This is a genomic window from Marinicellulosiphila megalodicopiae, from assembly GCF_045862395.1.
Lineage (GTDB): Bacteria > Pseudomonadota > Gammaproteobacteria > Pseudomonadales > Natronospirillaceae > Marinicellulosiphila > Marinicellulosiphila megalodicopiae.
Genome location: NZ_AP023087.1, coordinates 1,403,228 through 1,429,444, shown reverse-complemented (window position 1 = coordinate 1,429,444; position 26,217 = coordinate 1,403,228). Strand labels below are relative to the sequence as shown.

The following is a 26,217-nucleotide window of genomic DNA, read 5'->3' as shown; positions in this document are numbered from 1 at the left end:
TTGTATAATTACCAACCAATACCAAAGAATGAAATAAACGTACATTACTAAAGTATTTCTGTACAAAGTAGTAATTTTCTAACAATTGCTTTGATGTGTTAATTTTCAATTTCTCTGTAATTTTGAACTTTTATGAATAACCAGCTTAAAAACCACCTCGTTATTTAGTACTATGCGCCCCTTCTTTTAACAGTATTCAGGCAAGTCATGTCAAAACCACTCACCCCAATGATGATTCAGTACAATTCGATTAAAAAAGATCACCCAAATGATTTGGTTTTTTATCGTATGGGGGATTTTTACGAGCTATTTAATGAAGACGCCATTAAGGCCTCTCAACTTTTAGACATCACGCTCACCGCGCGCGGTAAAGGCAGCGCTAACCCAACACCCATGTGTGGCCTGCCGTATCACGCCGCCGAAAATTACATCGCCCGATTAGTTAAAGCAGGCATCAGCGTCGCCATTTGCGAACAAGTAGGCGACCCTGCTACTTCTAAAGGTCCGGTTGAGCGAAAAGTGGTGCGTGTTATGACGCCCGGCACCATTACCGACGAAGCATTTTTAAATGAAAGTCGCGACAATTTGATCAGTTGTATTTTTAGTAAAAACGATCAATTTGGATTAGCGTCCATGGACGTGAGTAACGGTCGATTCATTGTGACTGAACTGAGTAATACTGAGCAATTAAATGCCGAGTTAGAACGTTTAAAACCTGCCGAGTTATTAATTTGCCCAACTACAGAAAGTCTGTGTGAACAAAATGAAGATTTAGATTTTGAACATAAAAAAACACTCGACCCTTGGTTATTTGATTTAGACAGTTGTACAACATTACTAACCGACCAATACAAAACCAAAGATTTATCAGGTTTTGATTTAAGCGACAAAGCCATTGCTGTATCGGCCGCGGGTGCGTTATTTCATTACGTGACGCAAACTCAGCGTGGCGACTTACCTCATTTACAAGCCATTCAGTATGAGCACAATGATCAGGCGATTATTTTAGATCCTGCGACACGCTTAAATCTTGAAATTGACGTTAACTCTCAAGGCGAAGACAAATACACATTAAGTTGGTTATTGGACAAAACCTGTACCGCAATGGGTAGCCGATTATTAAAGCGTTGGTTACACAGACCGCTTCGCGATATTAAAGCCGTACAAATGCGCCAAGATGCGATTGGATCGTTACTTGATCAATATCAATTTGAAGCGATTCAATCCACCATCAAACCCATTGGTGATATTGAACGAATTTTATCGCGCATCGCATTAGGCTCAGCCCGCCCAAGAGATTTATCTCGTTTAGGTGATGCCCTTGCTCGTTTACCAGAATTACAAACCCAATTATCAAACATCGACCAAATTTTAATTAAAAATCTAAGCGTACAAATTCAACAGTTTGATGAGTTAGTCTCCTTACTTGAAAAAGCCATCATCGAAAACCCACCAATGGTTGTGCGTGACGGCGGTGTGATTGCACAAGGTTATGATGAAGAATTAGATGAGTTACGCGGACTGAATACCAACGCGAATGATTTTTTATTAAAAATGGAAAATGAAGAGCGCGAAAAAACAGGCATCTCGACATTAAAAGTGGGCTACAACCGAGTACACGGTTATTACATTGAAATCAGTAAAGCGCAATCAGCCAATGCGCCAGCAAATTACACGCGCCGCCAAACATTAAAAAATGCAGAGCGTTTTATTACCGAAGAATTAAAAGCATTTGAAGACAAAGCACTGAGCGCAAAAAGCCGATCATTAACCCGCGAAAAAATGCTTTACGACGAGTTGGTTCAAATATGTGCGAAAGAAATTGTTGGATTACAACAATGCGCCTTAGGCTTAGCCACGTTAGATACATTAACTTGTTTTGCCGAACGAAGCTTAACTCTAGGCTTAGTTCGCCCTGAATTAACGAGCAAAAACTGCTTAGAAATGAAACAAGCCAAACACCCAGTGATTGAACAAATCATCGACGGTGCGTTTATTCCTAATGATTGTTTGTTAGATGAAGACAATAAAATGTTGATCATCACCGGTCCAAACATGGGCGGTAAATCCACTTATATGCGCCAAACTGCGATCTGTACATTACTTGCGTTCACAGGCTGTTACGTGCCCGCACAAAGTATGAAAGTGGGTCCTATTGATCGTATTTTCACAAGAATGGGATCAAGCGACGACTCCGCATCTGGCCGTTCAACATTTATGGTTGAGATGACAGAGACTGCCAACATTTTACACAACGCCACGCAAAACAGCTTAGTGTTGATGGACGAAGTAGGACGCGGGACATCCACATTTGATGGTTTGTCATTAGCCTGGGCAAGTGCCGAGCAACTAGTAAGAGAAACCAAAAGTTTCACATTGTTTGCCACGCATTATTTTGAAATGACCCACTTACCTGATCAGTTTTCACTAGCATCTAACGTGCATTTAAAAGCCCACGAACACGATGACAAAATCATCTTTATGCACAAAGTAGAAAAAGGCGCCGCGAGTCAAAGTTACGGTTTACAAGTAGCAAAACTAGCAGGCGTTCCGTTTAATGTGATTGATCAAGCGAAAGCAAAATTACATGAGTTAGAAATTGGACAGGCATTAAGTGAATCGAATAAATCAGAGAATTTAGAAAAAGAAAAAGAAAAAGAACAAGAAAGACCGGCACCAAAAAGCAAAACCAAAAAAGAAAAAGCAGCCGCTGAGTTTTTGCAAAATGATTTATTTTCAGTGTCGCACCCTGCTTTGGATTTATTAAACAATACCGATGCCGATGATTTAACTGCAAGACAAGCGTTGGATTTAATTTATCAATTGAAAAACACACTTTAATTCAACTTAAAAAAAGCTCGAACCCCATTATTTTCATAAAGGGGTTCGAGCAAATGGTGATAAATAAATAAATGAAGAACAACAAAAAATTTGCAGCCCTTCCTTCCTTTTAAAATATTTTAATTGCGTATTTATACGACTTTACGCCATCCCTAAAATTGCCGAAAGATTAAACTCCTCTTCTTTTTCAACTTTACTGACTTTCACTTCTTTCCATAATCGTTTGGTAATGCTGTCAATACTTTCAAAATTAGGATCAATCACCCATTTTGCAATATCCTCAGTAATATCTGGAAAACTGACTTTTACTTGTTCACTGGATTGATACCAATCACGAATCGTTTGAATGTCCCATTTTTCTATCCTTGTAGCGTAACCCAATTGCGTTAATGCCTTAGCGTTAGATAACTGTTCCATCTGCCCTTTAACGGGTTTAACCATAATACTTTTACCAAGTTGCAGCGCTTCAGATGGAAATTCAAATCCTGCACCTGTGATAATGTAATTACATTTAAGTAAACTTCTTTGAAATCCTTCGCGGCTAAAAGGCTTAACTGTCACGTTTGCGTATATACCAGGATCTATATCTTTACAGTGATATACAAATTGTATTTCAGGTAATTGTTGTAACAACACTATCATTTCTTGGCTGTTTTCATGGACTAAATACACTAAACATTGATTGGTTTTTACAACACTTGCTTGAATCTTTTTATCAATGATATGAATCAATGGTGGTAATATGGGTGCATTATAATGATGCCAATGAAATCCAATATGACGATCAGCTGGTGCGTAATATTTAAAAATAAATCGACTTAATAAACTGTCCCCTTCACATGGCACATCATATCCAAATGAATATTGATGTCCAATTGCCACGCAAGGCACATTTTGTTGTTTTGCCGCCCAAGCAGAGATTGGTTCAAAATCAGTTAATACCAAATCATATTTAGATAAATCCAACGATTTTATTTCTTTTTTGAGTTTTGCATAACTAAATGTTGTTATCGTTTTTAAAATATTTAATCGACCTTTGTCCATACATAAACGCACACCATGTAACGCCTTAAAATCGCCAAATTCTTCCATATCAAAATAATCTTCCTTGTTATCGCGCCCTGAAAAAACAAAATCCACCGATGCACCTTGCTCTTTTAATTTTCCAACAATCGAACGCGCTCTTGAAATGTGTCCATTTCCTGTACCCTGTACTGCATATAAAATATTCATACTAATAATCCTGTTATAACTAGTTTTCCTACCACCGTGCCAATTACCATTCCTGCAACGGTATCAGTTGGAAAATGCACTCCTAAAAATATTCTTGAAAAGGCGATGGATGCCGCCCATGTATAAGCCACCCAAATAAATTCAGGGAATAAAAAAACAATAAACGTTGCAAACAAAAACGCCCCAGAGGTATGACCCGAAGGAAAACTAAATTGATCACTGGGTTTAATAAACATTTCAAATCCTTCAATTGCACTGCCTGGACGGTTGCGTTTAAATCCATTTTTTATTACAAAATAAATACTACGTTCAATAATAAAAGCAACGCACAAAGCAATAAATACATATTTATTATTAGGATAATTGATTAATAAAAAAATCACGCCCAAAACTAAATAGCTTAATCCGTCCGCTGATTTTGATAAAAGTTTGCTAAATTGTGTGATCAACTCACGGTGCTTTAATGCCATACACCAATTAAAAGTAATACAGTCAAATCCATGTACTTTTTGAAAAATTTTTATTGTGCTCATGTCAATCTCCTTCAAATGAGCACGTTTTGGTTAGTGTCTCATTCGCGTGAAAAATCTAAATCATCTATTGCATGTAAGATTAACTCAACTGTGTTTTTGAGTTGTTTCTCTGCATACGGTTTTGCTTCAATTGCCCCCCAAACTGGTTTTGGCCAAACCGAATCCAGTTTAAAACGCGCAATAATATGAACATGCAATTGATTCACTACATTGCCAATTGCTGCAATATTCATTTTGTCTGCTTGAAATGCTTTTTTTAATCGCGCAGCAACCAGATTAACCTCTAAATTTAATTGCCATTGATCTTGCTCACTTAACTCAAACAGTTCACTTATATTTTCTTGCTTGGGTACTAAAATCACCCAAGGATAATTTGCATCTTTATTTAGCAACAAATAATTCATTGATGATTGCGCAATAATTAAACAATCATTTTGTAAACGTTTATCCAGCATTTTGACTCCTAAAACAGTTAAATGCTGAGCATTAGTTTTAAACAATGATCAACATTTAAACAGGGTTATATGACTTTTTTATGACAGTTTGGTGAATATTTATGAATCTGAAAATAATATTCAACCAAATTATTTTCCTCATAATAAGCAGTTATTTGAAAGGTTGAAACCGTATTTTAAAAAAAAGCGGTAACTATTTGCACAACCCGAAACTGTGCAATCTTGGATGTAAGCTGCAGAGTTATAAAAAGGAGTATTTAAATTTTGCTCTAATTAAATGAATATTCTTGCATTTTTATTTTATCGGGGTAAAATTATTTTATTATTTTTATCTGGGTAAAATAAAATGAAGCAATATTTTGTAAAATCCATTGAAAACCAGTGGTTTAAGGGTTCGTGGGATGAGGTGGTAACACAAAGTTACGAACATTCACGCAATGGAAACGAGCCATTTGTTATACAATGCGACACATTACAACGCATCAATGCTCCTTGGCACCTTAGTCAACAGCAGGTATTAGACAGCGAACAAATCCAACCCACCGCTAAACGTGGACGACCTAAATTGGGCGTGCGCTCTAAAGAAGTGACGTTATTACCCAAGCATTGGGAGTGGTTGTCGATTCAACAAGGCGGCGCATCTGGGGCCATTCGTAAATTAATAGACCAAGCCATGCTTGTCTCGCCTGAGTCGGACTTAATGCTGATTAAACAACAAAAATTGGATCAGTTTTTGTATCAATGCGTGGGCGATCAACCAGGGTTTGAGCAATGCAGCCGCGCGATTTATCAATTAAAATACGATGAGTTTGTTGACGCGATTGAGTCTTGGGAACCCACGTTAAAATCATTTATTTTACAGAAATTTGCTGAGTTAGAATCATGAGTAAACAAACGTTTCAATTAGGTAACGAGCCAATTAAACCGCTGTTTTTCAAAATGGCGATTCCTATTATTTTAGGATTAATCGTCGGCGGGTTGTATAACATTGTCGATGCGTATTTTGTCACCAAAGGCGTAAACGAATTTGCCATGGGTGGCGTGTCGGTAGTGTTTCCAATTCAAATGGCGGTGTTTGCCATTGCTGGATTAATTGGCGCAGGTACATCGTCTATTGTCGCTCGATTATTAGGGGCTAAAGATTTGGAGCAGGCACAAAAAACAGCCATGAGCGGAATATGGATGGCATTGATTTTAAGCGCAGTATTAATTCCTGTTTTATTATTGTTTGGTGCGCATTTTTTAGCAAACAATGTATCCGATGAATTGCGTCCGTATGCCACTGATTTTTTATATCCAATTATCTACAGCACCCCCATTATCATGCTATTAAGTGCTTTAAATGATTTAGTGCGCGCCGAAGGAAAAATGCAGTTTTTGATGCTGTCTATTTTATTATCTTCCATCTTAAATATTATTTTTGATCCGATTGCGATTTACGTTTTGGACTTAGGTGTGATGGGTGTCGCATTAGCGACGATATTAGCGCAAAGTATTTCATTAGCATTGATGCTGTATTTTTATCTCAATAATAAAACATACGTTAAATTAAATTTTAAAATTTTCGATTTTTCACTTGAGCGAACTGTAAATATTATCTCCTTAGGTTTGCCTATATTTTTTAGTCATTTTGGTATTGCATTGATGATTTTTATAGTGAATTTGGTTTTGTTTTCTAATCTAGAAAATTCAGATCATATCATTAGTGCCTATGGTTTAAATGGCAGATTATATATGTTTTTCATTTTCCCAATGATCGGCATGACCATCGCATACCAAACAATTTGCGGCTTTAACTATGGAGCGAATCAATTTGATCGAGTCAAGCAATCCACAAATTTTGCAGTGATCGTCACCAGTATTTATTGCACAGTGATCAGTGTAATTATGCTTAGTTTTGCCCAACCCATCTTTCGATTATTTTCCGATGATCCAATGATGATTCAAGAAGGCATTCACATTGTTAAGTATTCTTATTTAGGCTTTGCTGTGACCGGTGCGACGGGATTGTTTGCTATTTATTTTCAGGCAATTGGTAAAGCATTACCTGCATTTCTTCTATCAATTTTAAAAACGTATCTATTGATTATTCCTGGGTTATTAATTGTGCCTATTGTATTTGATGTCACTAAAATTTGGTGGGTATTTCCAATTTCTGACATTATTACCTTTGTGATTTCGCTGGCATTTATCGCTATAGCGTTCAAGCATTTAAGTGTAAAATCTAACGATCAACTTTCTTTCTCAAACTAACTTAAAGGCAAATCAATCGTGAGCAGTTTAACTTATTTCAAAATTTCAGTGGCAAGCTTAATTGCTGTCGTATTATTGTTTGTTGGTCATACATTAAGTAATGGCTTAATTCAGGTTAAATATAATGACATGCCTCAATCGAGTTTAATCAGTGGTGTGGTGATATTTTCGTTAATTAAAGTGATTTTTTTATTGGCGTTTATTCCTGCGTATTTAAGCAAAAACATCAAAAGCCTGTCTTGGATGTGTTACGTGATTATGCTGTATTTGATTTATACATGCGTGGTTGCATTTAACACATACTATGGCGAGCCAACCATACTTGAATCTGCCCAGCAGTTTTCTGATCGTATTATTGGTGGTTTGTTAAGTGTCACACTTTTAGTTCAGTTTTTTGCAACCTCTATTTATATTCGTAAAGAAAAAATTAAGTTAGGTTTGATTATTGGTAAATGATAAGTAGTATGTGAAAAGTGATAAAATTTTTGGAACATTGCGCAAGGGATTGCTGATGTTTACTATTTTTAAGTCAAGGATTTCAAACTGAAAAATCACAACCCCGAAGGCACTGAAATTTCTATTTGAGGTTTACTGATATTACTTTCTATTTCTAGCTCTTCACCAAAATGCCATTTAAGTAAATCGTAATACTGTCTAATATTTTGCACATAGGTGACTGGCTCATTTCCTCTTGCTTTTCCATAGGTTGTATCTTTATACCATTTTGGATCACTTAACAGCGGCAAACACTCCATCACATCTAACCAACTATTAGGGTTCTTTTCTAACGCTTCGCAAATTTTTCGTGCATCATTTACATGGCCCATTCCAACATTATACGATGCCAAGGTAAACCAAGTACGATCAGGTTCTACTATTTCATCTGATAACCGTCGTTTAAGGGACTTCAAATAACGAGCGCCTCCTTCAATACTGTTTTCAGGTTTAATACGATTATCAAACCCCATATCTTTAGCGGTGGCTCTTGTGAGCATCATTAAACCACGCACCCCTGTTGGTGAAATAGCATTGGTGCGCCAATGGGATTCTTGGTGACTGATCGCCGCTAACAAACGCCAGTCTAAGCCATTATCTGCAGCTGATTTTTGAAATAAAGGAAGATACTGGGTTAGACGTGATTTAATAAGTTTTTCAAATCGAACAGGATTTACATAATATGGCCCTTGATCTAAGTGTCCAAAATAACGTTCAATCATGACATTTAATTCACCGCTATTTTTCATCTCTAAAATAAAATTATTTATGCTGATGCGCAATGACGAATCTCGATCGATGCCTAATTCCCACACAATTGGGAGCTCATCGGTGGCATCAAATGCAATATCTAAATCAGGAAAATACACTTCATTTATACGCACTTCAGTAGAAGGTAATATCACAATATCCGTTAACCCTTCATCCAATAATTTCATAAGATCAATACTATGACCTTCAAGCTCATGCCATTTAATTTCAGGCCATTGTTGTTTCCATACTTCTACTAATTTTGAATAGGGGGAGCCCTTTGCAACGGTAATATTTAAACCTTGAAGCTGTTCTATATTGTTGATTTCTGAGCCTTGAGGTAAATAGGTGGAGTGATATAACACTTGAGCAATTGCTGGAAAAATAGGCAGCGTTGTTTGGGATCGATCTAAATGATTTTTATCAAGATAAGAAGCATAACCTATAGGTTTTTTTTGATTAAACATCACCGTATGCCCACTCATAGCAATGTCGGCGGTATCTAAATTAATTGCGCGTAATAACTGTTCTCGAGTATCGACCACTTGATAGTGAGTTTTTAGACCTTTAGACTTCGCAAAACGCTCAACTAAATCGAACTCAAAACCTTTTGTGCCAGTGCTTTCAGGCCAATAAACAGAAGGGTTAACCACTACAGCAATGCGCAATGTTTGCCTTGCAGTAACCTCATTTAAATGATTTCGCTTTTCATAACCCAGGTAAAGCACCCCCAACAACAATGCTACCCCAAAAAGGAATATAGATAATTGCTGTATGGCGTAGTGTTTAAAGATCATAAAATTGATTTTTAATTGAGTGTTTGTATTGTAATTGCACCTATTTGATTTGCAATGATTTGTTCTCTTAACGATCAGGTTATGACAATCGACCTAAACATTCAGATTTGCAGCCTCAGTCATTGACTGATTCGTTTTTTAGGTTGATGGTTAACAAACAACCCTAACGCAAGCGCAAAACTCAATATCTCAGCCAATGGCAATGCCCATAAAAAATGCACATCCTCTATGAATAAAAACAACACAAGTAATAACACACCAGGTAAAATTAACGCTCTAAATATAGCAACAAAGGCTGATTGAGCAGGCAAATGCACAGCAGTTAAATAAGCACTGATCACCATATTAAATCCAACAAACAAGAACAGTATCCAAATAATTTCAACATATTGTTTGGCTAAAATCATAGTTTCAAGGGCTGTTTGCTCTAGAAACACCGCAATCAAAACTTCAGTAAATACTAACAATGGGACAATACACATAACACTTACCAGGGCAGTTATGATAAACGCCAACCGCAAAAAGTGCTCAATTCGTTTTATTTTTTTAGCACCAAAATTCTGACTGATGATGACCTGACAAGCATCCCCAACTGAAAAAAACATCATAAATCCAACCATGATCAAATAATTTACAACCGTAATGGCTGCAACCCCCTCGACCCCTACAGAGGTTATTAATAACCAATTTAAAATAAATGCAATCACCCCTGCTGAAATTTCACTAACAAACTCAGACAATCCGTTATATAAAGCGCTGAACACTTCAAACCATTTAGTTTGCTTAAATGAAAGCATTAGTTTTCGATTTTTATCTAAAAAATAGCTCATTAATATCAGCATGGGTATCAACTGAGCTAATCCTGTTGCTAAAGCAGCCCCCTTTAAGCCCCAGCCAAATTCCACAATAAAAAGATAATCCAATGCAATATTAAGAACACTGCCTAATGCCAATGCAGTAGCTGCCAAGTTTGGATGTCCATCTATTCTTACAAAAAAATACAACACAATGGTAATAATTTGTGCCACTAAAAATGGCAGTAACGGCAAAAAATACTCAGCCATTAATGGTAATACAATTTCATTTGCACCAAAGGATTTAAACAAAGATTCATGCCAAACAAACCCTGTTACGCAAATTAAAATAGCCAGTGCACTCATGACAATTAAGGTTTTACTAAAAATAGCACTGGCAGCACGATTATTATTTTCACCTATATACTTACCTGCACGTACTGAACCACCAATTGACAAAGTCAGGCCTATACCAAATAACAGCGACATAAACGGCATAATTAAATTGACAGCGGCTAATGCCTGAGCCCCTACATAATTGCCAATAAATATCGCATCGACAATTGCTGCAGTTGACATTGCAATAATGCCAACTAAAGAAGGTATTAAAAATTTAAGAAAAGTAGAAAAAATGGGCCCATTTATCGCTGTATTTTCGTGGGAATGGGATTCAGAAAGGGGTTGAGTAAAGGATTGAGTAAGGGATTGAGTAAGGGATTGAGTGTCACCTATTGGTTTATTATCAAACTCATTCATTAGTGCACCCGTTTACAAAAAATTTAATCTAGAATTTAGAATTGAGGCTTAATAAACCTCTTCAGACTCAGCCTGATCAACTCGGTTTCTGCCAGAATGCTTGGCTACATATAGCGCTTTATCGACACGTTTAAATAATTCATCAAAATGTTCATTTAAATACGCTTGAGCAACACCGATGCTGACAGTTACATTAAAATCAACTCTATTATCCGTGTAAAATATCAAATCACTGATGGATTTACGAATTTTATGAGCTATTTTTGTTGCCTCGCTTTCATCAGTATTTGGACAAAACATTATAAATTCTTCACCGCCCCAACGGCAAAAACCATCACTTGAACGGATGATACTAATAATCACTTTAGATATTTTTTTCAGCACTACATCACCAATGTTATGACCATAAGAATCGTTAATGCTTTTAAAATGATCTAAATCTAATATCAAAATTGACACTTCGCCTGTCAAAATTTTATTAGGAAATAGATCGGTCACGAAATTATTTAACCCGTATCGATTTAAAGCGCCGGTCAAACTATCAGTTGCTGATAATGCCTTATATTTCTCAGACTGATTTTTTAAGATATTGGTATAACCCGACAATGCTGTGATTTGCTCAATATCTTTATGAACACGGTAATCTAACTTTACGACTCGATGAGAAATAATAAAAAAATTAATTCCCATCCAAAGAATGATGATCACTAAATACCAAGTTTCTTTTAAAATCCATGCGCCTTCTAAGGTAAGGTATTCCACAGAAATCATGTGATGACCCAGTTCGATCGGTTGCGTTAAATCGACTGATAATTGAATAATTCTACTAAAATCTAGATTATGCTTACTTCTTGGTACTGTATTTTTGTCCACCCAATAACGAGAAATGGACCATTCTTGCTTAGTTAACACCACCTCATGTTTTAATTCATTTTTTTCTAATTCAACGTTCATATGTTTAAATGAACTAATAATATTTGGCTTTGAGATTGACGGTTCAACTGAACGAAACGTTAAACGTACCGCTTTATTAAGCTGGGTTCCCGAATAATTAATTTTAGTTTTTAAAATATTATATTGAGATAGATCCACAGGCATAAAAAAATCTGCCACATCAAATTGATAACCACAATAATTCCACTGAATGCCTTTTGTGACAATACATTCAAAACTATTACTGGATTTATCTATCCACTTACCAGTGGTTGTTCCATTTGATAACCCATCATAAAACAGGATATTTCCTTCAGGGTTAATAGGAACAAGTTCTAATACTTTATTTGGGATTAAGGTGTAACAAAACAACGCAACTACAGATAAAATTGAAGTGCTAATCATCCAAATTGAAATTGACTTTAATTCTGTGCTTTTAATAAATTGACGCATAATTTAACCAGGTTAATTTAATAATTCCATTGTATTAAACGAATGCACATCCTCACATCCACTTAAACCGTTTTGCTCATTTACGCATATTGATCTAAGAATGTAAAATATGAACCCTGTTAAATTTATTGCTTTTTTGTTGTAAACTCATCAATGAAAAGTCAATCATTTGAAAACCTTTCACTTTCTTTGCTATGAATCGACTACCACTGAAACTAAATCAAAACAGCCACTGAAACCAAATCAATTCTTGCCCATCATTTTTTACCCTTCAAACTATTGAGACAAAACCACCTTTACCCCAGTGTTATATCCGTCTTTTCTTCGTAAAATACACTCTTGGTAACAGTTCGTAATCAACCCAACTGCCCTACTGCTTTTGTTCTAAATATCAGGTAGAATAGCGCGCAAATTTTTAGGCTCTGATTTCATTGACTCTTAGCCTTCTATCAACAACTTTTGGCCAACTATCTTAAGGCGTATCTAACATGCTTGAATTGCGTGGAGCACCGGCTCTATCAACTTTTCGTCGTCAACGTTTACTGACTCAAATTCAAACTCAATTACCAAGTGTACAGGCAGTGTATGCTGAATTTTTACACTTAGCAGACACCACCGAAAGCTTGAATGACGAGCAAACACAAGTATTAGAAAAGATTCTGACTTACGGACCAAAGCAATCAAGCGAAGTAATTGAAGGCGATGTATTTTATGTCACGCCTCGTTTAGGCACGATCTCGCCTTGGGCAAGTAAAGCGACCAACATCGCGCACAACTGTGGTTTAACCCAAATCAAACGTTTAGAACGTGCGGTTAAATATACGGTTCATGCCAGCCAAGCATTAGATGCTGAGCAAACAAAAATTTTGAAATCGTTTCTACACGACCGTATGACGCAAACCATCACAACTGATGAAAGCTCAATGAGCCAGTTGTTTGTGCAAGCAACGCCTGCCAAAGTTGCCAGCGTTGATATTTTAAATGCAGGCAAACCTGCATTAGAAGAAGCTAACCGTAACTTAGGTTTAGCCCTAGCTGATGACGAAATGGACTACCTTGTAGAAAGCTTCATCAAATTAGAGCGTAACCCTAACGACATCGAATTAATGATGTTTGCTCAAGCCAACTCTGAGCATTGTCGTCATAAGATTTTCAACGCAGACTGGACAGTAGACGGCGTTGCACAGGATCATTCATTATTCAAAATGATCAAAAACACTTACAAAAACTATTCAGAAGATATTCTGTCGGCTTATAAAGATAACGCTGCGGTTATTCGTGGTTCTGAAACATCGCGTTTTTATCCTCAAGGCGAAGACCATCAATACGGTTATAACTTTGAAAGCGTAGAAATCTTAATGAAAGTTGAGACACACAATCACCCAACGGCTATTGCCCCTTTTGCTGGTGCGGCGACGGGTTCTGGTGGCGAGATTCGTGACGAAGGCGCAACCGGTACTGGCGGTAAACCCAAAGCAGGTTTAAACGGTTTTACGGTTTCGGATTTAAACATTCCTGGGTTCGAACAACCATGGGAATCTAAATACGGCAAGCCAACACGTATTGTGTCTGCTTTTGACATCATGATTGAAGGCCCACTAGGTGGCGCTGCGTTTAACAACGAATTTGGTCGTCCTGCTATTAACGGTTATTTCCGTACTTATGAGCAAACAGTCGACACAGTAAACGGTATGGAAGTACGTGGTTACCACAAGCCAATTATGATCGCAGGTGGTTACGGCAACATCAAAACCGATCATGTTGATAAAGCATGGGACGAAGTACCCGTAGGCTCTCAGCTTATTGTACTGGGTGGCCCAGCAATGCAAATCGGCCTAGGTGGCGGTGCAGCATCTTCAATGGATTCAAAAGACGGCAACGAAGATTTAGATTTTGCGTCGGTTCAGCGTGACAACCCAGAAATGGAACGTCGTTGCCAAGAAGTGATTGACCGTTGTTGGCAAAAAGGCGAGACCAACCCTATCGCGTTTATTCATGACGTGGGCGCAGGTGGTTTGTCTAACGCATTCCCAGAATTAGTAAACGACGGCGGCTTAGGCGGTCGTTTTGAAATCCGTAACATTCCAAACGACGAGCCGGGTATGTCGCCATTGGCTATTTGGTGTAACGAATCTCAAGAGCGTTATGTATTAGCCATTACTCCAGACAAGCTAGCAGAATTCACAGCAATCTGTGAACGTGAGCGTTGTCCGTTTGCCGTGATTGGCGAAGCAGTAAAAGAGAAACACTTAACCGTAAGTGACTCGCATTTTGGTAACAACCCAGTGGATATGCCCCTTGACGTATTACTTGGCAAACCACCAAAAATGTCACGCAGCTTTGACACAACCGATTACAAAAAACGCGAATTCATTCGTAAAAATATCGACCTAATGACTGCCGCAGAACGCGTATTAAAATTACCTGCTGTTGCCAGTAAGTCGTTCTTAATCACCATTGGTGATCGCTCGATTACCGGTCAAGTTAACCGTGACCAAATGGTTGGCCCTTGGCAGATTCCAGTAGCTAACGCTGCGGTAACCTGTTCAGGCTATGAAGGTTACACAGGCGAAGCAATGGCTATGGGCGAACGTACGCCAGTGGCTATTTTGAATGCACCAGCAAGTGGTCGCTTAGCAGTAGGCGAAGCCATCACCAACTTAGCGTCATCTAAAATTGAAAAATTAGCCGATATTAAATTATCAGCAAACTGGATGGCAGCTGCCGGTCACCCTGGCGAAGACCAAGCATTGTTTGAAACCGTTAAAGCAGTCGGCATGGAATTATGCCCAGAGCTAGACGTGACTATTCCAGTAGGCAAAGACTCAATGAGCATGCGTACTAAATGGGACGAAGACGGCGCTGAAAAATCAGTCACCTCTCCGCTTTCATTAATCATAACCGGTTTTGCACCAGTCACCGACGTACGTAAAACCATCACACCAGAGTTACGCTCTGACCAAGGTGAGACGTCGTTAGTATTAATTGATTTAGGTCGTGGCCAAAACCGTTTAGGTGCCACTGCCCTAACTCAAGTATTTAACCAAATCGGCAGCACGCCCGCTGATTTAGATGACGCAGAAGACTTAAAAGCCTTCTTTGCTGTGATCCAAGGCTTAAATGGCGATGACAAAATCATCTCTTACCATGACCGTTCTGATGGCGGTTTATTTGCCACTATCTGTGAAATGTCATTTGCAGGTCGCGTGGGTGTCGACATTCAGTTAGAAACATTAACTGACTTCGAGGACCAATGCTTAGACGTATTGTTCAACGAAGAATTAGGTGCGGTGATTCAAGTAAATAACAACGAACTTGAAGAAGTATTGTACCAATTTGAAGGCGCAGGCTTAGGCGATTGCACACACGTTATAGGTACATTAAACCAAGACGACCATGTTCGCTTTAACTTTGGTGTAGTAGAAGTGCTAGCCAACATGCGTACACAGTATTTACGTTTCTGGTCAGAAACCAGCTACCAAATGCAAGCACGTCGTGACAACCCAGAATGCGCAAAACAAGAATTTGATTTACACCTAGACGCATCCAACCCAGGTTTGTTTGCTGATTTAACCTATGACGTAAACGAAGACATCTGTTTTGACATTAATGAAGATTGCGAGCAACCACCAAAAATTGCCATCGTACGTGAGCAAGGTGTCAACGGCCAAATCGAAATGGCAGCAGCCTTTGACAAAGCAGGCTTTGACGCAGTAGATGTACACATGAGCGATATTCTTTCGGGTCGTGTGTCATTAGCAGGCTTTAAAGGGTTAGTAGCCTGTGGCGGTTTCTCATACGGTGACGTATTAGGCGCTGGTGAAGGTTGGGCAAAATCAATCTTATTTAACGAGTTAGCACGCAGCGAATTCAAAGCGTTTTTTGAGCGTGAAGACACATTTGCACTAGGCGTATGTAACGGTTGTCAGATGTTATCAAACTTGGCAGAAATCATTCCGGGTACGTCACAGTGGCCACATTTTGTTAAAAACGAATCAGAGCAATTTGAATCGCGCACAGTAATGGTTGAAGTACAAAGCAGCCCTTCAGTATTCTTCAGCGACATGGCTGGCTCTAAAATGCCAATCGCCGTAGCACACGGAGAAGGTCGCGCAGAATTCAAATCAGACGCAGCACAGCAAGCAGCCATTGATTCAGGTTTAGTGGCTGTCAACTTTGTTGATAACCGTGGCGAAAAAACCACAAGCTATCCGTTGAATCCAAATGGATCAGCTGACGGCATTACAGGTTTAACTAACGAGTCAGGTCGTGTAACAATCATGATGCCTCATCCAGAGCGTGTATTCAGATCAGTGACTACTTCATGGGCACCAGATGCTTGGGAAGAAGATGGATCTTGGATGCGTATGTTCCGTAATGCGCGTAAGTGGGTTGGCTCTCAAGTTTAATTTCTTCTTCCCTGAAGAAATTAAAAGCTAACGCAGACGCACATCCCTGTGCTGATTAGTTAAAAAAGAAAGAACCCCAAGCGGCTTTGCTTATTGGGGTTTTTTATTGAAAAGTATTTAGTATGCTTAAAATGATAAAATGTACTTCAAAATTACTCCTTGACATTTTTTCTAGTAAATAAAATTGCCATTGAATAACGATTAATTTAACAACGTTAAAAGGAAAAAATTATGACTCAGCCAAATAATACAAAATCTGATGATAAATATGGAGTAAATGTAAATCAAAAAACTATGGAAGGAAAAAAACCAATTGTTATTATTGGAGCAAATGGTTCAGGGAAAACAACTTTTGCAGTCAAACTATCTAAACAAAAAAAATGTGACTATATAGGTGCACATAGAAATATCTCTTTACCCGATAAAATCACAATGGACCCTTATACAAACGACCGAACCAAATCATATTCACAAATAACAGATCAACAAAAATCTCACCCTTGGGGGCTTGCAAATGACTTCAAAGCATTTTCCGAGAAATTCAAGGAAGAAGAAAGTAATATCGCAATTAAATTTCTGAGAGATCACAAATTAAACCCTGAAACAATAGCCCCTCAAACTAGATTTGATATAGTTGAAAAAATATGGGCAGAGTTATTCCCCAAACGGAAAATTGATTTTAGCACTAACAACCCTACCGCTAATGCAGCACACATATCCAAAACCAATTTCAGTATAAGTCGTCTATCTGCTGGAGAAAGAGCTGCATTATATTTAATAGTCCGCGTTATTTCTGCAGAAGAGGGCATTATAATTATTGATGAACCTGAAATACACTTTCATACCCAACTAGCGAGATTAATCTGGGACACATTAGAAAATTATCGTCAAGATTGCAGATTCATTTATGTTACACATGACCTCCACTTTGCACTAACTCGTAATAATGCAAGTTTTATTGCAGTAAACAACCCTAATGACATAGAGATAATTGAATATAGTAATATATTACCAGATTCAATTTTTCAAACAATTTTAGGTGCCGCATCCTTTTCAATTTCAACAAGTAAAATTCTTTTTTGTGAAGGCACTCTTACAAACAAAATGGATATTGACTTTTATTCTAAATGGTATAATTCTGATATTGCAGTCATTCCCGTTGAAAGTTGTTCACGCGTAATCCAATGTGTTGAAGCCATGACTGACAATAATATTTTCTCTAGCTTAAAAGTCTCTGGAATTATTGATAGAGATTATTGGCCTGATGAATACTTTACAAAATTCTCTTCAAATATTAACGTTTTACCCTATCATGAATTAGAGTCAATTTTAACACACAAGAAAATATTTTTTGCAGTTGCTGAATCACTTGGAAATGAATCACATGAAATAGAGAATAAGTGGAAGGAATTTAAAATAAAAATAGAAAAGGTATTATCTGGTATTGATTTCAACAAAACTGTTCTTGAACGTAGTAAAAAATTTGTAGAATTCAAACTAACACCTATTTTAAATTCTGTTAAACCTAACAAAGATTTAGAAACTATAGAAAATGATTTCAATAAAAAGTTAGATCCATCAAACTGGGGATTCAATCCAAATTCCATTTTCACAAAGATATTAGCTGATTGTAATTCAGCACTTGAAGATTTTGAAGACACTCTTAAAATATTCCCTGGAAAAACTATACTTGGCCAAGCAATATCAACACTAGGAGTTTCCGAAGATATTTACAAAAAACAATTATGGAAAATTTTTAACTCTCGACCTAACAACCTTTCACTTCATGAAAAAGAATGCATTGCTTTTCTAAATTCATTACTACCAGAAATATAAAGTTCAGAATAGGACCAATAGTGACATCCACTTTTAATATTAGAGAGCTATATGATTGATGATTTATACCAAGGCCCTATGATGACTTACCCGAACGAAGAAGGTTTGGTATCTTTTATTTTTACAGAAAGTGAATTAATACAATTTATAAACCTTTTAACGACAGCATTAAACAACCTGACTAAAGAAAAATTAAGCGATGAAAACATATTGAATTATCAACTTGAAAGTGATTTTGGAGATATATCATTCGATTGGCTAATTATTTCTACAGATGATCAACAAACAAGTAGATTACATCAAAAAATCAGTTTAGGTTTGGTTGATATATGCAAGAAAAGTGTTTTGATTGGGCCCATTATCACCTGTGAATTCGGTTGGGATGAAGCTATTCTTATTGGTACGAAACATCAAATTTTAGGTTTAATTGAATCTTTAAAAAACATTAATAAACATACTAAAAAAACAAAAGTCTGCAATGAGACTGTGGCCGAACGTCTTATTGAAAATTTCCCAAGCGCAGACAGTGAAGTAAAAATTAATAGATTCCTGATTACAAACGATGAACAACAAACTAGTCGCATTTATTATAAACTCAGAAGTGCCACCTCCTTTGAGCAATAATAAACAAAGATTCAGAAGAGTCAGACCAGAAGTGACACCCACTTTTGAAACAAAGTTCAGAAGTGACACCCACTTTTGAATATCAGTAACCTAGGAAAGTATAAATATGAAAATTAAAATCATCACAGGCTTAAAATGGATTTGCAGTCTATTTTTCGTGTTATGCGCGCTATCTTTTATGCTAACTATATTCTTTCTGCCAGATTTCGAAGCCGCAAAGAGATTCAGAAGTGAACAAACAAGTTCAGAAGTGACACCAAACAAGTTCAGAAGTGACACCCACTTTTGAAACAAATCATTACAATTATGAATGTGCAAAATAGCCAATATCATCTACATTTAAATAAACCACCCAATTAAATGACTTCGATTATGGCTGTTAAACGCTCCGCCCAGATAGATCTATCTTTAACTTCTAAATTCCATTGTTGTACACGCACGGTTAGAAAAGCATTCATCCTTGATGATCATTCAAAAGATGACCCAAACAAGATTGATCGTAGAAAATGGATTGAAGATCGAATTCTTTTTTTAACCACTGTGTTTGCCATTGATGTTTGCGCTTATGCGGTGATGAGTAACCATTACCATGTTATTTTGGATGTACACAAAAGCGTTTCTGATATATGGACTCCATTGGAGGTGGTAACTCGCTGGCACAAAATTTACAAAGGCACGGAATTATCTAAGTCTTATGTAAAAGGGAAAAATTTAACTGAAATTGAATCTGATTTAGTTTTAGAATTTGCAGAAAACTGCCGTAAGAAACTACATGATATTAGTTGGTTTATGCGTAATATTAACGAGCCTTTGGCGCGTATTGCTAACAAAGAAGACGACTGTAAAGGTCGTTTTTGGGAGTCTCGTTTTAAGTCACAAGCGTTATTAGATGAGCAAGCATTATTAACGTGCATGGCATACGTGGACTTAAACCCTATTCGTGCAAATATGAGTAAGACCATTCAAAAATCAGAATTTACGTCTATTAAAAAACGTTATGAAAAAGCAAAACAAGCCAAAAATATTAATAATGTAAACACGCAACCTAAAGAGTTATCAAAATTAACTGGGAATTATTCTAGAACCAAAAAAAATGACATTCCGATTAAAGTGAGTTCTTATATTGAATTAGTAGAATGGACAGGAAAACAATTACGAGACAATAAATCCTCGATCAATAAAAACACACCATCGGTGCTATTAGAGTTTAATATTGACCCCAATGAATTTTTATATAGTGCACAAAATTATGGCAGTCAATTTCATAGGATGGTTGGCTCTATTAAAAGTATTTGTAATGCAATGAAGCATTGCGACATCAACAAAACTGCAGGTATGAAAAAGGCGAAGTCGTTATTTGGATAATACAATCAACATTCACACTTACTTTAAGTGAATCACTTCCTTTGGAGTCAGCCCTACCTTTTTAAGGCCAAACGTCAATATAATCTTTTCCATAAGCCATTCGAATGTGCCTATCCTCAACTAACATATTATTAGTAGGATCACCTAAATTAGGATCATACACACCAAACCGTACATGAAAGACATCTTTGCCCGGAATGTATATTTGACTGTCATTTAGTTTGGTATCAACATAACAACTTATATAACACGCGGTTAAACCAACTGACTTTAGGCAGGCAACAGCAAAGTGAGAAAAGTCTTGGCAGCGGGGCAGGCACCTTCTCATTATTTAAGTAGTATATCCCGCTATTGCCGAACTATTAATCTTACTAATATGGATCAAATGTAAGACCAAAAGTGAAAGACCAAAAGTGATGAAAGACCAAAAGTAAGACCAAAAGTGACACCCACTTTTGTAACACCCACTTTTGTATCCTTCTGGTTTGATTGCAGACTTGCCGTTTTGATATTAATTTAAACATACGATCATCTGGTTGACGATTTGATTGAGTATGTTACGACCAAAAGTGACACCCACTTTTGCATAAGACCAAGAGTGACACCCACTTTTGCATCTTTGCATAAGACCAAGAGTGACACCCACTTTTACACCCACTTTTGTATCGCACCAACTTTTGTATCTTCTAGAAAAATGAAAAATCTATCAACCAACCTTACGAATTCTTAGCCACCCAGTTCACTAATTCGAGTTAAATATAGATTTTACGCCAAAATAAATGGACATTAAAAACAATTAAATATATAAAAATATTTTAGGAGAACCCCATGAAATACATCTTTTTTTTATTATTAATTTTAAGTCCCAAGCTACATGCTTTTAAACTAGAAGGTGTTAGCTTTAGAGCTAATACTGATTTTCTCATGAATTACAATAAATATCAGCAACGTGACAATCAATGGCTTAATGATGTTAATCATGGAAACTCAATTGCAATTGGGCTTGAGTTCAGTATAAATGAGGTGCATTTTTTAATTGAGCAAGAAGGAGTTCACCTTAAAGAGTATGAACCTATACAAGGTGCTGGAGCACTTCCGAATGCACCACCAGATCCTTATCATGAAACTAAAGGCATTATCATTAGTGATTCATTCAACCGTATAAATTTATTATACAAATACAATTATCACAATATTTCAATATCCGCTGGTCCAGCATTATTAATTGCAGATATTGAGACCAAGAGTGACACCCACTTTTACACCCACTTTTGCATCGCACCAACTTTTGTATCTTCTAGAAAAATGAAAAATCTATCAACCAACCTTACGAATTCTTAGCCACCCAGTTCACTAATTCGAGATAAACATAGATTTTACGCCAAAATAAATGGACATTAAAAACAATTAAATATATAAAAATATTTTAGGTGAACCCCATGAAATACATCTTTTTTTTATTATTAATTTTAAGTCCCAAGCTACATGCTTTTAAACTAGAAGGTGTTAGCTTTAGAGCTAATACTGATTTTCTCATGAATTACAATAAATATCTGCAACGTGACAATCAATGGCTTAATGACGTTAATCATGGAAACTCAATTGCAATTGGGCTTGAGTTCAGTATAAATGAGATGCATTTTTTAATTGAGCAAGAAGGAGTTCACCTTAAAGAGTATGAACCTATACAAGGTGCTGGAGCACTTCCGAATGCACCACCAGATCCTTATCATGAAACTAAAGGCATTATCATTAGTGATTCATTCAACCGTATAAATTTATTATACAAATACAATTATCACAATATTTCAATATCCGCTGGTCCAGCATTATTAATTGCAGATATTGATGATACTCATACAATCTACGAATATGGCATCTTAACTTACGACAATTCTGAATCCTATACACGTACACACTACGGCATAAATACTCAAATAGATTTGCAACTAATCAGCCTTTACGGATTATCGTTAAACATTAACATCATCCCTTTCAATTATTATTATGGTGTCGGACAAAACTCTGCCTTTGGTTTAAAACTCGCATTTAATAGATAAATTTATATTACTTAATGCTTATTAACATCAACGCAGGTTGCATCACAAATCTGACACAACCATTCATAATCCATATAGCTATAAGTGGCATCCAACTCTATGTGCAATGTCAAAGAATGCTGTACAACTGAACAATATTGCGACATAGGAAAAATAATTTGCTACTATAAAATCAGATTGAGAATTGGATAACTAACGAGGATGTATGTTTGTAAATTTATTAAAACGTTTTAAATGGAGCTTAATAATAGCGGCACTTTTTAGTGGTGTCAGTGCATTTTCTGGAATTGCAATGCTAACAATAATTTCAGAAGTTATTGCTAGTTTTAAAGAATTAAACGGTATACCTAAATACTCATTTTTAATATTTGCACTTGCCTCTTTTATGGTAATTTCAACCAATATAATTGCACAGAACATCTTATTACGCTTAAGTGGTAAAGTTTTAAAAGAAATCCGTTTATCTTTAATACGCGGATTCAAATCCGAAGTGCATCAAAATCTATGCAGCGAATGCTGCTTGATATTCATGCATTAAATCATATGGCGTTTCATAATTCAGTATTTTTCTTGGCCTTGTATTTATTTTTTTAATCGCACAATCTACCTCTTGCTGCTTAACAGTTTTAAAGTCAGTGAATTTTGGAAAATACTGGCGAATTAATCCATTTGTATTTTCATTCAACCCTCTTTCCCAGGAACTATATGGGTGCGCAAAATAAATTTCTGCGTTAAGTGCTTTACTAATTTCTTCATGTCCAGAAAACTCTTTTCCATTATCTGCTGTAATCGTGTGAACAAGGTCTTTGTAAGGTTCTAGTAGCCTAATTGTTGCCGCTGTTACATCTTTTGTACTTTTGCTTTTTACCTGTGCAGCGACTGTAAATTTTGTTTTACGCTCAACAATAGTAACTAATGCACCACTGTGTCCTTTTCCTATTATGGTATCAATCTCCCAGTCACCCACGCGGGATTTTAAATCAACAATGGATGGCCGATCATCAATACTGATTCGGTTTTTAATATGTCCACGTGTTGATTTTCCATTACGGCGTTTATCATATTTTTTTCCAACTCGACGAAGGTGTGTGTATAAATCACCACCTGCACGCTTATCTTTCCAAATATGAATATAGATGCTTTCGTGGCTGATGAGTGTCGCCTCATCTTTAAGAAGCCAATTTGAGATTTGTTCAGGGCTCCAATCCAATCTAATTTTAGTCTCTATAGTTAAGATCAATTCTTTAGTCATCTTTGTTGGTTTACAAGCATTTTCCCTTCGATTATCAGTCAATTTCTGTGCTTGTTTGTACCGATAACCGCGTTCGCCTGTGTTGCGTTTAAGCTCTCGACTAATTGTGGATTGATTGACATTAATAATTTCTGCAATTTTTCTTTGTGAAAAATCACTTTTAATTAATGCGTAGATCTGGCATCTTTGTTCATAGGTTAGCTGTGGGTTTATACTCATAATCACTTCATCTCTTGCCGGAGAAAAAGATTATGAGCTTACCTTCAGCTGACCTCTTTTTCTACCTTGTTAGATGATGCACTTCGGATTTGAATCCGCGATACAAAGAATAATATCCACTAGCTATGAAAAAGTAGAATAAATTGGAAATCATCGAATAATGGCTGTCATGCAAGAGGATGTAACTAACCTTGGACATGGATTGATGATGATTCCGTCGTTTACCTTTAATGTTATTACTATTTTAGTATGTCTTGGATACATGATGCATCAATCCTTAATATTATTTTTAGTGGTTGTTGTTGGTTTAGTGGTGACTTCGGCAATAGTTAAAATTCTGACAAAAATATTGATACCTAATCTAAAAAAATTACGTGAAAACTTAGATTCATTTTTTTCAAATATTGAAGCTATTAATAATGGAGGCAAAGAGATCCACTTAAATAAAAATAGACGACAATATTTTCATGATAACGAAGTGTCTCCAATTTTAGAAAAAATAAGAAAATCAAGTACCACATCACAATCAATAATTGTTTTATACAATAGTTTTACAGGCGTAATATTTTTCTTATTAATTGGTGTCATAGTTTATGGCAGCAGCAAATATTTACCCAACATGGAAATAAACATAATTATATCTTTCGTATTACTGATTATGTACATAGTTCCACCACTTAAAGATATTGCTAGTATATCTGGAGAAATCGCTAAAGTGCGTGTTTCTTTAAAAAAAATAGACAATTTGGAATTAGAAGAAGTTGATAAATTCACATTAACAGATTCAGAAACTAAAGAATTAATTAAAAAGAAAGTAAACTCTATTCATTTTAAAAATGTTTGTTTTAAATATAGTAAAACACATGAAAATAAAAGGGATGATTTCTTTCTTGGCCCAATAACATTAACAGTAAAGTCTGGCGAAATAACATTTATAACTGGAGGAAATGGAAGTGGTAAATCAACATTTGTAAAGTTATTAACTGGTTTGTACCCCCCTCAATCAGGCAATATTTATGTTAATGATGAATTATTAGGTGAGAGCATGAGTCAGGCGCAATATAAAAATTACTTCTCTACTATATTTTCAGACTTTGCATTATTCCAACAATTATTGGATGAAAAAGGTAATCCAGCAGATGACTCAATCATAATGGACTATTTAAAAGTTCTTAAATTAGATGAAAAATTACAATCAAAAAATGGAATATTATCAACAATGGATCTATCCCAGGGGCAGAAAAAAAGAATCGCGTTATTACAATCTTACTTAGAAAATGCACCAATTTGTGTATATGATGAATGGGCTGCAGATCAAGACCCTGTATTTAAAAAATATTTTTATTCTAAATTATTACCTGAGCTTAAACTACAGGGTAAAATTGTAGTGATCATTTCTCATGATGATAATTATTTTCATTTAGCCGATAAATTCATTAAATTTGAAGCAGGGAAAATAACTAAAATTTAAAAAACAAAAAATAAAATACTTTTTGAATATCTAAAATACAACACCCTCTTTTTAAAATACTGCATTAATCAAATGAGAACAAAATGACCCCACAAAAAAAAATCATCATTTACTTACACGGGTTTCGAAGTAACGAAAACGGATCTAAAGTTGGACACATTAAAAACTTCTTTCCTGAATGTGAAGTCTTTGGTCTGAAATATGAGCCACACAAACCAGTAGATGCGGCTAAGGCCATTAAAGATATTGTTGAAAAAATTGGTGCTAAAAACATCAAAGGTTTTGTTGGTACTTCACTTGGCGGGTTTTGGGCGCGTTGGGCCGCCGTCAAACATGATCTAATCACTGTGGCGATTAACCCGTCACTTGCACCATACAAGACACTTAAAACAGGGATTTATAGTAAGTTTGATAACGATCCAAGCAATGAAGTGAATATTGAGGTAACGCAGGAAGACTTAAAAGCTTATCCCAAATACAGTGTCAGTATCGAGGAAGTTAACACCAGCGTGCTTCATATATTCGCCCTTGATGACGAAATATTGGATAGCAATGTATCACTTAAACTAGTTGGTAATCGATACCCCTGTGCAATTTTTAAAACTGGCGGTCATCGTTTTGAGAATTTTGAACGTCTTGAAAAATCAATCAAACATCGGTTTTATAGTACTCAAAAGTAGAAGATCCC

Annotated in this window: 20 protein-coding genes; 13 read left to right on the top strand and 7 right to left on the bottom strand. The window is 36.3% G+C overall.

The features are described from left to right. Positions 1-207 precede the first annotated feature (207 nt). Entirely contained in the window at positions 208-2,841 is a 2,634-nt protein-coding gene (gene mutS, locus TYM08_RS06045) for a DNA mismatch repair protein MutS (RefSeq protein ID WP_422382066.1), read from the top strand. 141 nt (positions 2,842-2,982) lie between these two features. Here mutS and TYM08_RS06040 read toward each other — a convergent pair whose 3' ends face one another. From TYM08_RS06040 to TYM08_RS06030, 3 genes are read right to left on the bottom strand one after another with little or no spacing between them, the layout of a single operon-like run. Continuing rightward, on the bottom strand, positions 2,983-4,074 hold the full coding sequence (locus TYM08_RS06040) for an MJ1255/VC2487 family glycosyltransferase (protein ID WP_422382065.1): 1,092 nt from the start codon (positions 4,072-4,074) through the stop codon (positions 2,983-2,985). Continuing rightward, positions 4,071-4,607: a phosphatase PAP2 family protein gene (locus TYM08_RS06035; RefSeq protein ID WP_422382064.1), complete on the bottom strand. Its 537-nt coding sequence runs from the start codon at positions 4,605-4,607 to the stop codon at positions 4,071-4,073. The genes TYM08_RS06040 and TYM08_RS06035 overlap by 4 nt, the downstream gene beginning before the upstream one ends. Before the next feature lie 38 nt (positions 4,608-4,645). After that, positions 4,646-5,062, bottom strand: coding sequence for an HIT domain-containing protein (locus TYM08_RS06030; protein ID WP_422382063.1), 417 nt, complete (start codon positions 5,060-5,062; stop codon positions 4,646-4,648). A 346-nt stretch (positions 5,063-5,408) separates the two neighbouring features. Here TYM08_RS06030 and TYM08_RS06025 point away from each other — a divergent pair, with 346 nt between their 5' ends. From TYM08_RS06025 to TYM08_RS06015, 3 genes are read left to right on the top strand one after another with little or no spacing between them, the layout of a single operon-like run. Then, positions 5,409-5,948 carry a DUF2239 family protein gene (locus TYM08_RS06025; RefSeq protein ID WP_422382062.1) on the top strand — a complete coding sequence of 180 codons (540 nt, stop codon included), beginning with the start codon at positions 5,409-5,411 and terminating at the stop codon, positions 5,946-5,948. Beyond that, positions 5,945-7,315 (top strand): MATE family efflux transporter, encoded by a 1,371-nt coding sequence (locus tag TYM08_RS06020; protein ID WP_422382061.1) that lies wholly within the window; start codon positions 5,945-5,947, stop codon positions 7,313-7,315. Before TYM08_RS06025 ends, TYM08_RS06020 begins: the two co-directional genes overlap by 4 nt. Before the next feature lie 18 nt (positions 7,316-7,333). Further along, positions 7,334-7,771, top strand: coding sequence for a DUF2069 domain-containing protein (locus tag TYM08_RS06015; RefSeq protein ID WP_422382060.1), 438 nt, complete (start codon positions 7,334-7,336; stop codon positions 7,769-7,771). A gap of 95 nt (positions 7,772-7,866) precedes the next feature. Here TYM08_RS06015 and mltF read toward each other — a convergent pair whose 3' ends face one another. From mltF to TYM08_RS06000, 3 genes are all read right to left on the bottom strand, one after another. After that, the gene (mltF, locus tag TYM08_RS06010) at positions 7,867-9,357 is read right to left on the bottom strand and encodes a membrane-bound lytic murein transglycosylase MltF (protein ID WP_422382059.1); all 1,491 of its coding nucleotides are present in this window, start codon (positions 9,355-9,357) and stop codon (positions 7,867-7,869) included. A gap of 119 nt (positions 9,358-9,476) precedes the next feature. After that, a complete protein-coding gene (locus TYM08_RS06005; protein WP_422382058.1) occupies positions 9,477-10,907 on the bottom strand; it encodes an MATE family efflux transporter in 1,431 nt (476 codons plus the stop codon). A 48-nt stretch (positions 10,908-10,955) separates the two neighbouring features. Continuing rightward, entirely contained in the window at positions 10,956-12,293 is a 1,338-nt protein-coding gene (locus TYM08_RS06000) for a GGDEF domain-containing protein (protein WP_422382057.1), read from the bottom strand. A 488-nt stretch (positions 12,294-12,781) separates the two neighbouring features. On the opposite strand from TYM08_RS06000, the gene purL reads away from it, so the two are divergent. The 7 genes from purL (at position 12,782) to TYM08_RS05965 (ending at position 23,125) form a co-directional block, all read left to right on the top strand. Next, positions 12,782-16,702 (top strand): phosphoribosylformylglycinamidine synthase, encoded by a 3,921-nt coding sequence (purL, locus tag TYM08_RS05995; protein ID WP_422382056.1) that lies wholly within the window; start codon positions 12,782-12,784, stop codon positions 16,700-16,702. Positions 16,703-16,933: 231 nt separating this feature from the next. Continuing rightward, positions 16,934-18,538: an AAA family ATPase gene (locus tag TYM08_RS05990; protein ID WP_422382055.1), complete on the top strand. Its 1,605-nt coding sequence runs from the start codon at positions 16,934-16,936 to the stop codon at positions 18,536-18,538. 51 nt (positions 18,539-18,589) lie between these two features. Continuing rightward, the gene (locus tag TYM08_RS05985) at positions 18,590-19,162 is read left to right on the top strand and encodes a hypothetical protein (RefSeq protein WP_422382054.1); all 573 of its coding nucleotides are present in this window, start codon (positions 18,590-18,592) and stop codon (positions 19,160-19,162) included. Between the two features lie 372 nt (positions 19,163-19,534). Beyond that, complete coding sequence (locus tag TYM08_RS05980) at positions 19,535-20,527, top strand: hypothetical protein (protein WP_422382053.1); 993 nt, start codon at positions 19,535-19,537, stop codon at positions 20,525-20,527. Positions 20,528-21,355: 828 nt separating this feature from the next. Further along, on the top strand, positions 21,356-21,868 hold the full coding sequence (locus TYM08_RS05975; RefSeq protein WP_422382052.1) for a hypothetical protein: 513 nt from the start codon (positions 21,356-21,358) through the stop codon (positions 21,866-21,868). Positions 21,869-21,966: 98 nt separating this feature from the next. Further along, the gene (locus TYM08_RS05970) at positions 21,967-22,587 is read left to right on the top strand and encodes a hypothetical protein (RefSeq protein WP_422382051.1); all 621 of its coding nucleotides are present in this window, start codon (positions 21,967-21,969) and stop codon (positions 22,585-22,587) included. 205 nt (positions 22,588-22,792) lie between these two features. Next, complete coding sequence (locus TYM08_RS05965; RefSeq protein WP_422382050.1) at positions 22,793-23,125, top strand: hypothetical protein; 333 nt, start codon at positions 22,793-22,795, stop codon at positions 23,123-23,125. Here TYM08_RS05965 and TYM08_RS05960 read toward each other — a convergent pair. Beyond that, positions 23,090-24,058 carry an IS30 family transposase gene (locus TYM08_RS05960; protein ID WP_422382049.1) on the bottom strand — a complete coding sequence of 323 codons (969 nt, stop codon included), beginning with the start codon at positions 24,056-24,058 and terminating at the stop codon, positions 23,090-23,092. The two genes, TYM08_RS05965 and TYM08_RS05960, sit on opposite strands and share 36 nt — an antisense overlap. Before the next feature lie 142 nt (positions 24,059-24,200). Here TYM08_RS05960 and TYM08_RS05955 point away from each other — a divergent pair, with 142 nt between their 5' ends. Both TYM08_RS05955 and TYM08_RS05950 read left to right on the top strand, forming a co-directional pair. Continuing rightward, the gene (locus TYM08_RS05955) at positions 24,201-25,529 is read left to right on the top strand and encodes a cyclic peptide export ABC transporter (RefSeq protein WP_422382816.1); all 1,329 of its coding nucleotides are present in this window, start codon (positions 24,201-24,203) and stop codon (positions 25,527-25,529) included. Between the two features lie 83 nt (positions 25,530-25,612). Continuing rightward, positions 25,613-26,209 (top strand): YqiA/YcfP family alpha/beta fold hydrolase, encoded by a 597-nt coding sequence (locus tag TYM08_RS05950; RefSeq protein WP_422382048.1) that lies wholly within the window; start codon positions 25,613-25,615, stop codon positions 26,207-26,209. Positions 26,210-26,217: the final 8 nt, after the last annotated feature.

What these genes read in the sequence shown, in the direction of transcription:
- mutS (WP_422382066.1), top strand. Translation starts at nt 208, where the DNA reads ATGTCAAAACCACTCACCCCAATGATGATTCAGTACAATTCGATTAAA.
- TYM08_RS06040 (WP_422382065.1), bottom strand. Translation starts at nt 4,074, where the DNA reads ATGAATATTTTATATGCAGTACAGGGTACAGGAAATGGACACATTTCA.
- TYM08_RS06035 (WP_422382064.1), bottom strand. Translation starts at nt 4,607, where the DNA reads ATGAGCACAATAAAAATTTTTCAAAAAGTACATGGATTTGACTGTATT.
- TYM08_RS06030 (WP_422382063.1), bottom strand. Translation starts at nt 5,062, where the DNA reads ATGCTGGATAAACGTTTACAAAATGATTGTTTAATTATTGCGCAATCA.
- TYM08_RS06025 (WP_422382062.1), top strand. Translation starts at nt 5,409, where the DNA reads ATGAAGCAATATTTTGTAAAATCCATTGAAAACCAGTGGTTTAAGGGT.
- TYM08_RS06020 (WP_422382061.1), top strand. Translation starts at nt 5,945, where the DNA reads ATGAGTAAACAAACGTTTCAATTAGGTAACGAGCCAATTAAACCGCTG.
- mltF (WP_422382059.1), bottom strand. Translation starts at nt 9,357, where the DNA reads ATGATCTTTAAACACTACGCCATACAGCAATTATCTATATTCCTTTTT.
- TYM08_RS06005 (WP_422382058.1), bottom strand. Translation starts at nt 10,907, where the DNA reads ATGAATGAGTTTGATAATAAACCAATAGGTGACACTCAATCCCTTACT.
- TYM08_RS06000 (WP_422382057.1), bottom strand. Translation starts at nt 12,293, where the DNA reads ATGCGTCAATTTATTAAAAGCACAGAATTAAAGTCAATTTCAATTTGG.
- purL (WP_422382056.1), top strand. Translation starts at nt 12,782, where the DNA reads ATGCTTGAATTGCGTGGAGCACCGGCTCTATCAACTTTTCGTCGTCAA.
- TYM08_RS05990 (WP_422382055.1), top strand. Translation starts at nt 16,934, where the DNA reads ATGACTCAGCCAAATAATACAAAATCTGATGATAAATATGGAGTAAAT.
- TYM08_RS05985 (WP_422382054.1), top strand. Translation starts at nt 18,590, where the DNA reads ATGATTGATGATTTATACCAAGGCCCTATGATGACTTACCCGAACGAA.
- TYM08_RS05980 (WP_422382053.1), top strand. Translation starts at nt 19,535, where the DNA reads ATGGCTGTTAAACGCTCCGCCCAGATAGATCTATCTTTAACTTCTAAA.
- TYM08_RS05975 (WP_422382052.1), top strand. Translation starts at nt 21,356, where the DNA reads ATGAAATACATCTTTTTTTTATTATTAATTTTAAGTCCCAAGCTACAT.
- TYM08_RS05970 (WP_422382051.1), top strand. Translation starts at nt 21,967, where the DNA reads ATGAAATACATCTTTTTTTTATTATTAATTTTAAGTCCCAAGCTACAT.
- TYM08_RS05965 (WP_422382050.1), top strand. Translation starts at nt 22,793, where the DNA reads ATGTTTGTAAATTTATTAAAACGTTTTAAATGGAGCTTAATAATAGCG.
- TYM08_RS05960 (WP_422382049.1), bottom strand. Translation starts at nt 24,058, where the DNA reads ATGAGTATAAACCCACAGCTAACCTATGAACAAAGATGCCAGATCTAC.
- TYM08_RS05950 (WP_422382048.1), top strand. Translation starts at nt 25,613, where the DNA reads ATGACCCCACAAAAAAAAATCATCATTTACTTACACGGGTTTCGAAGT.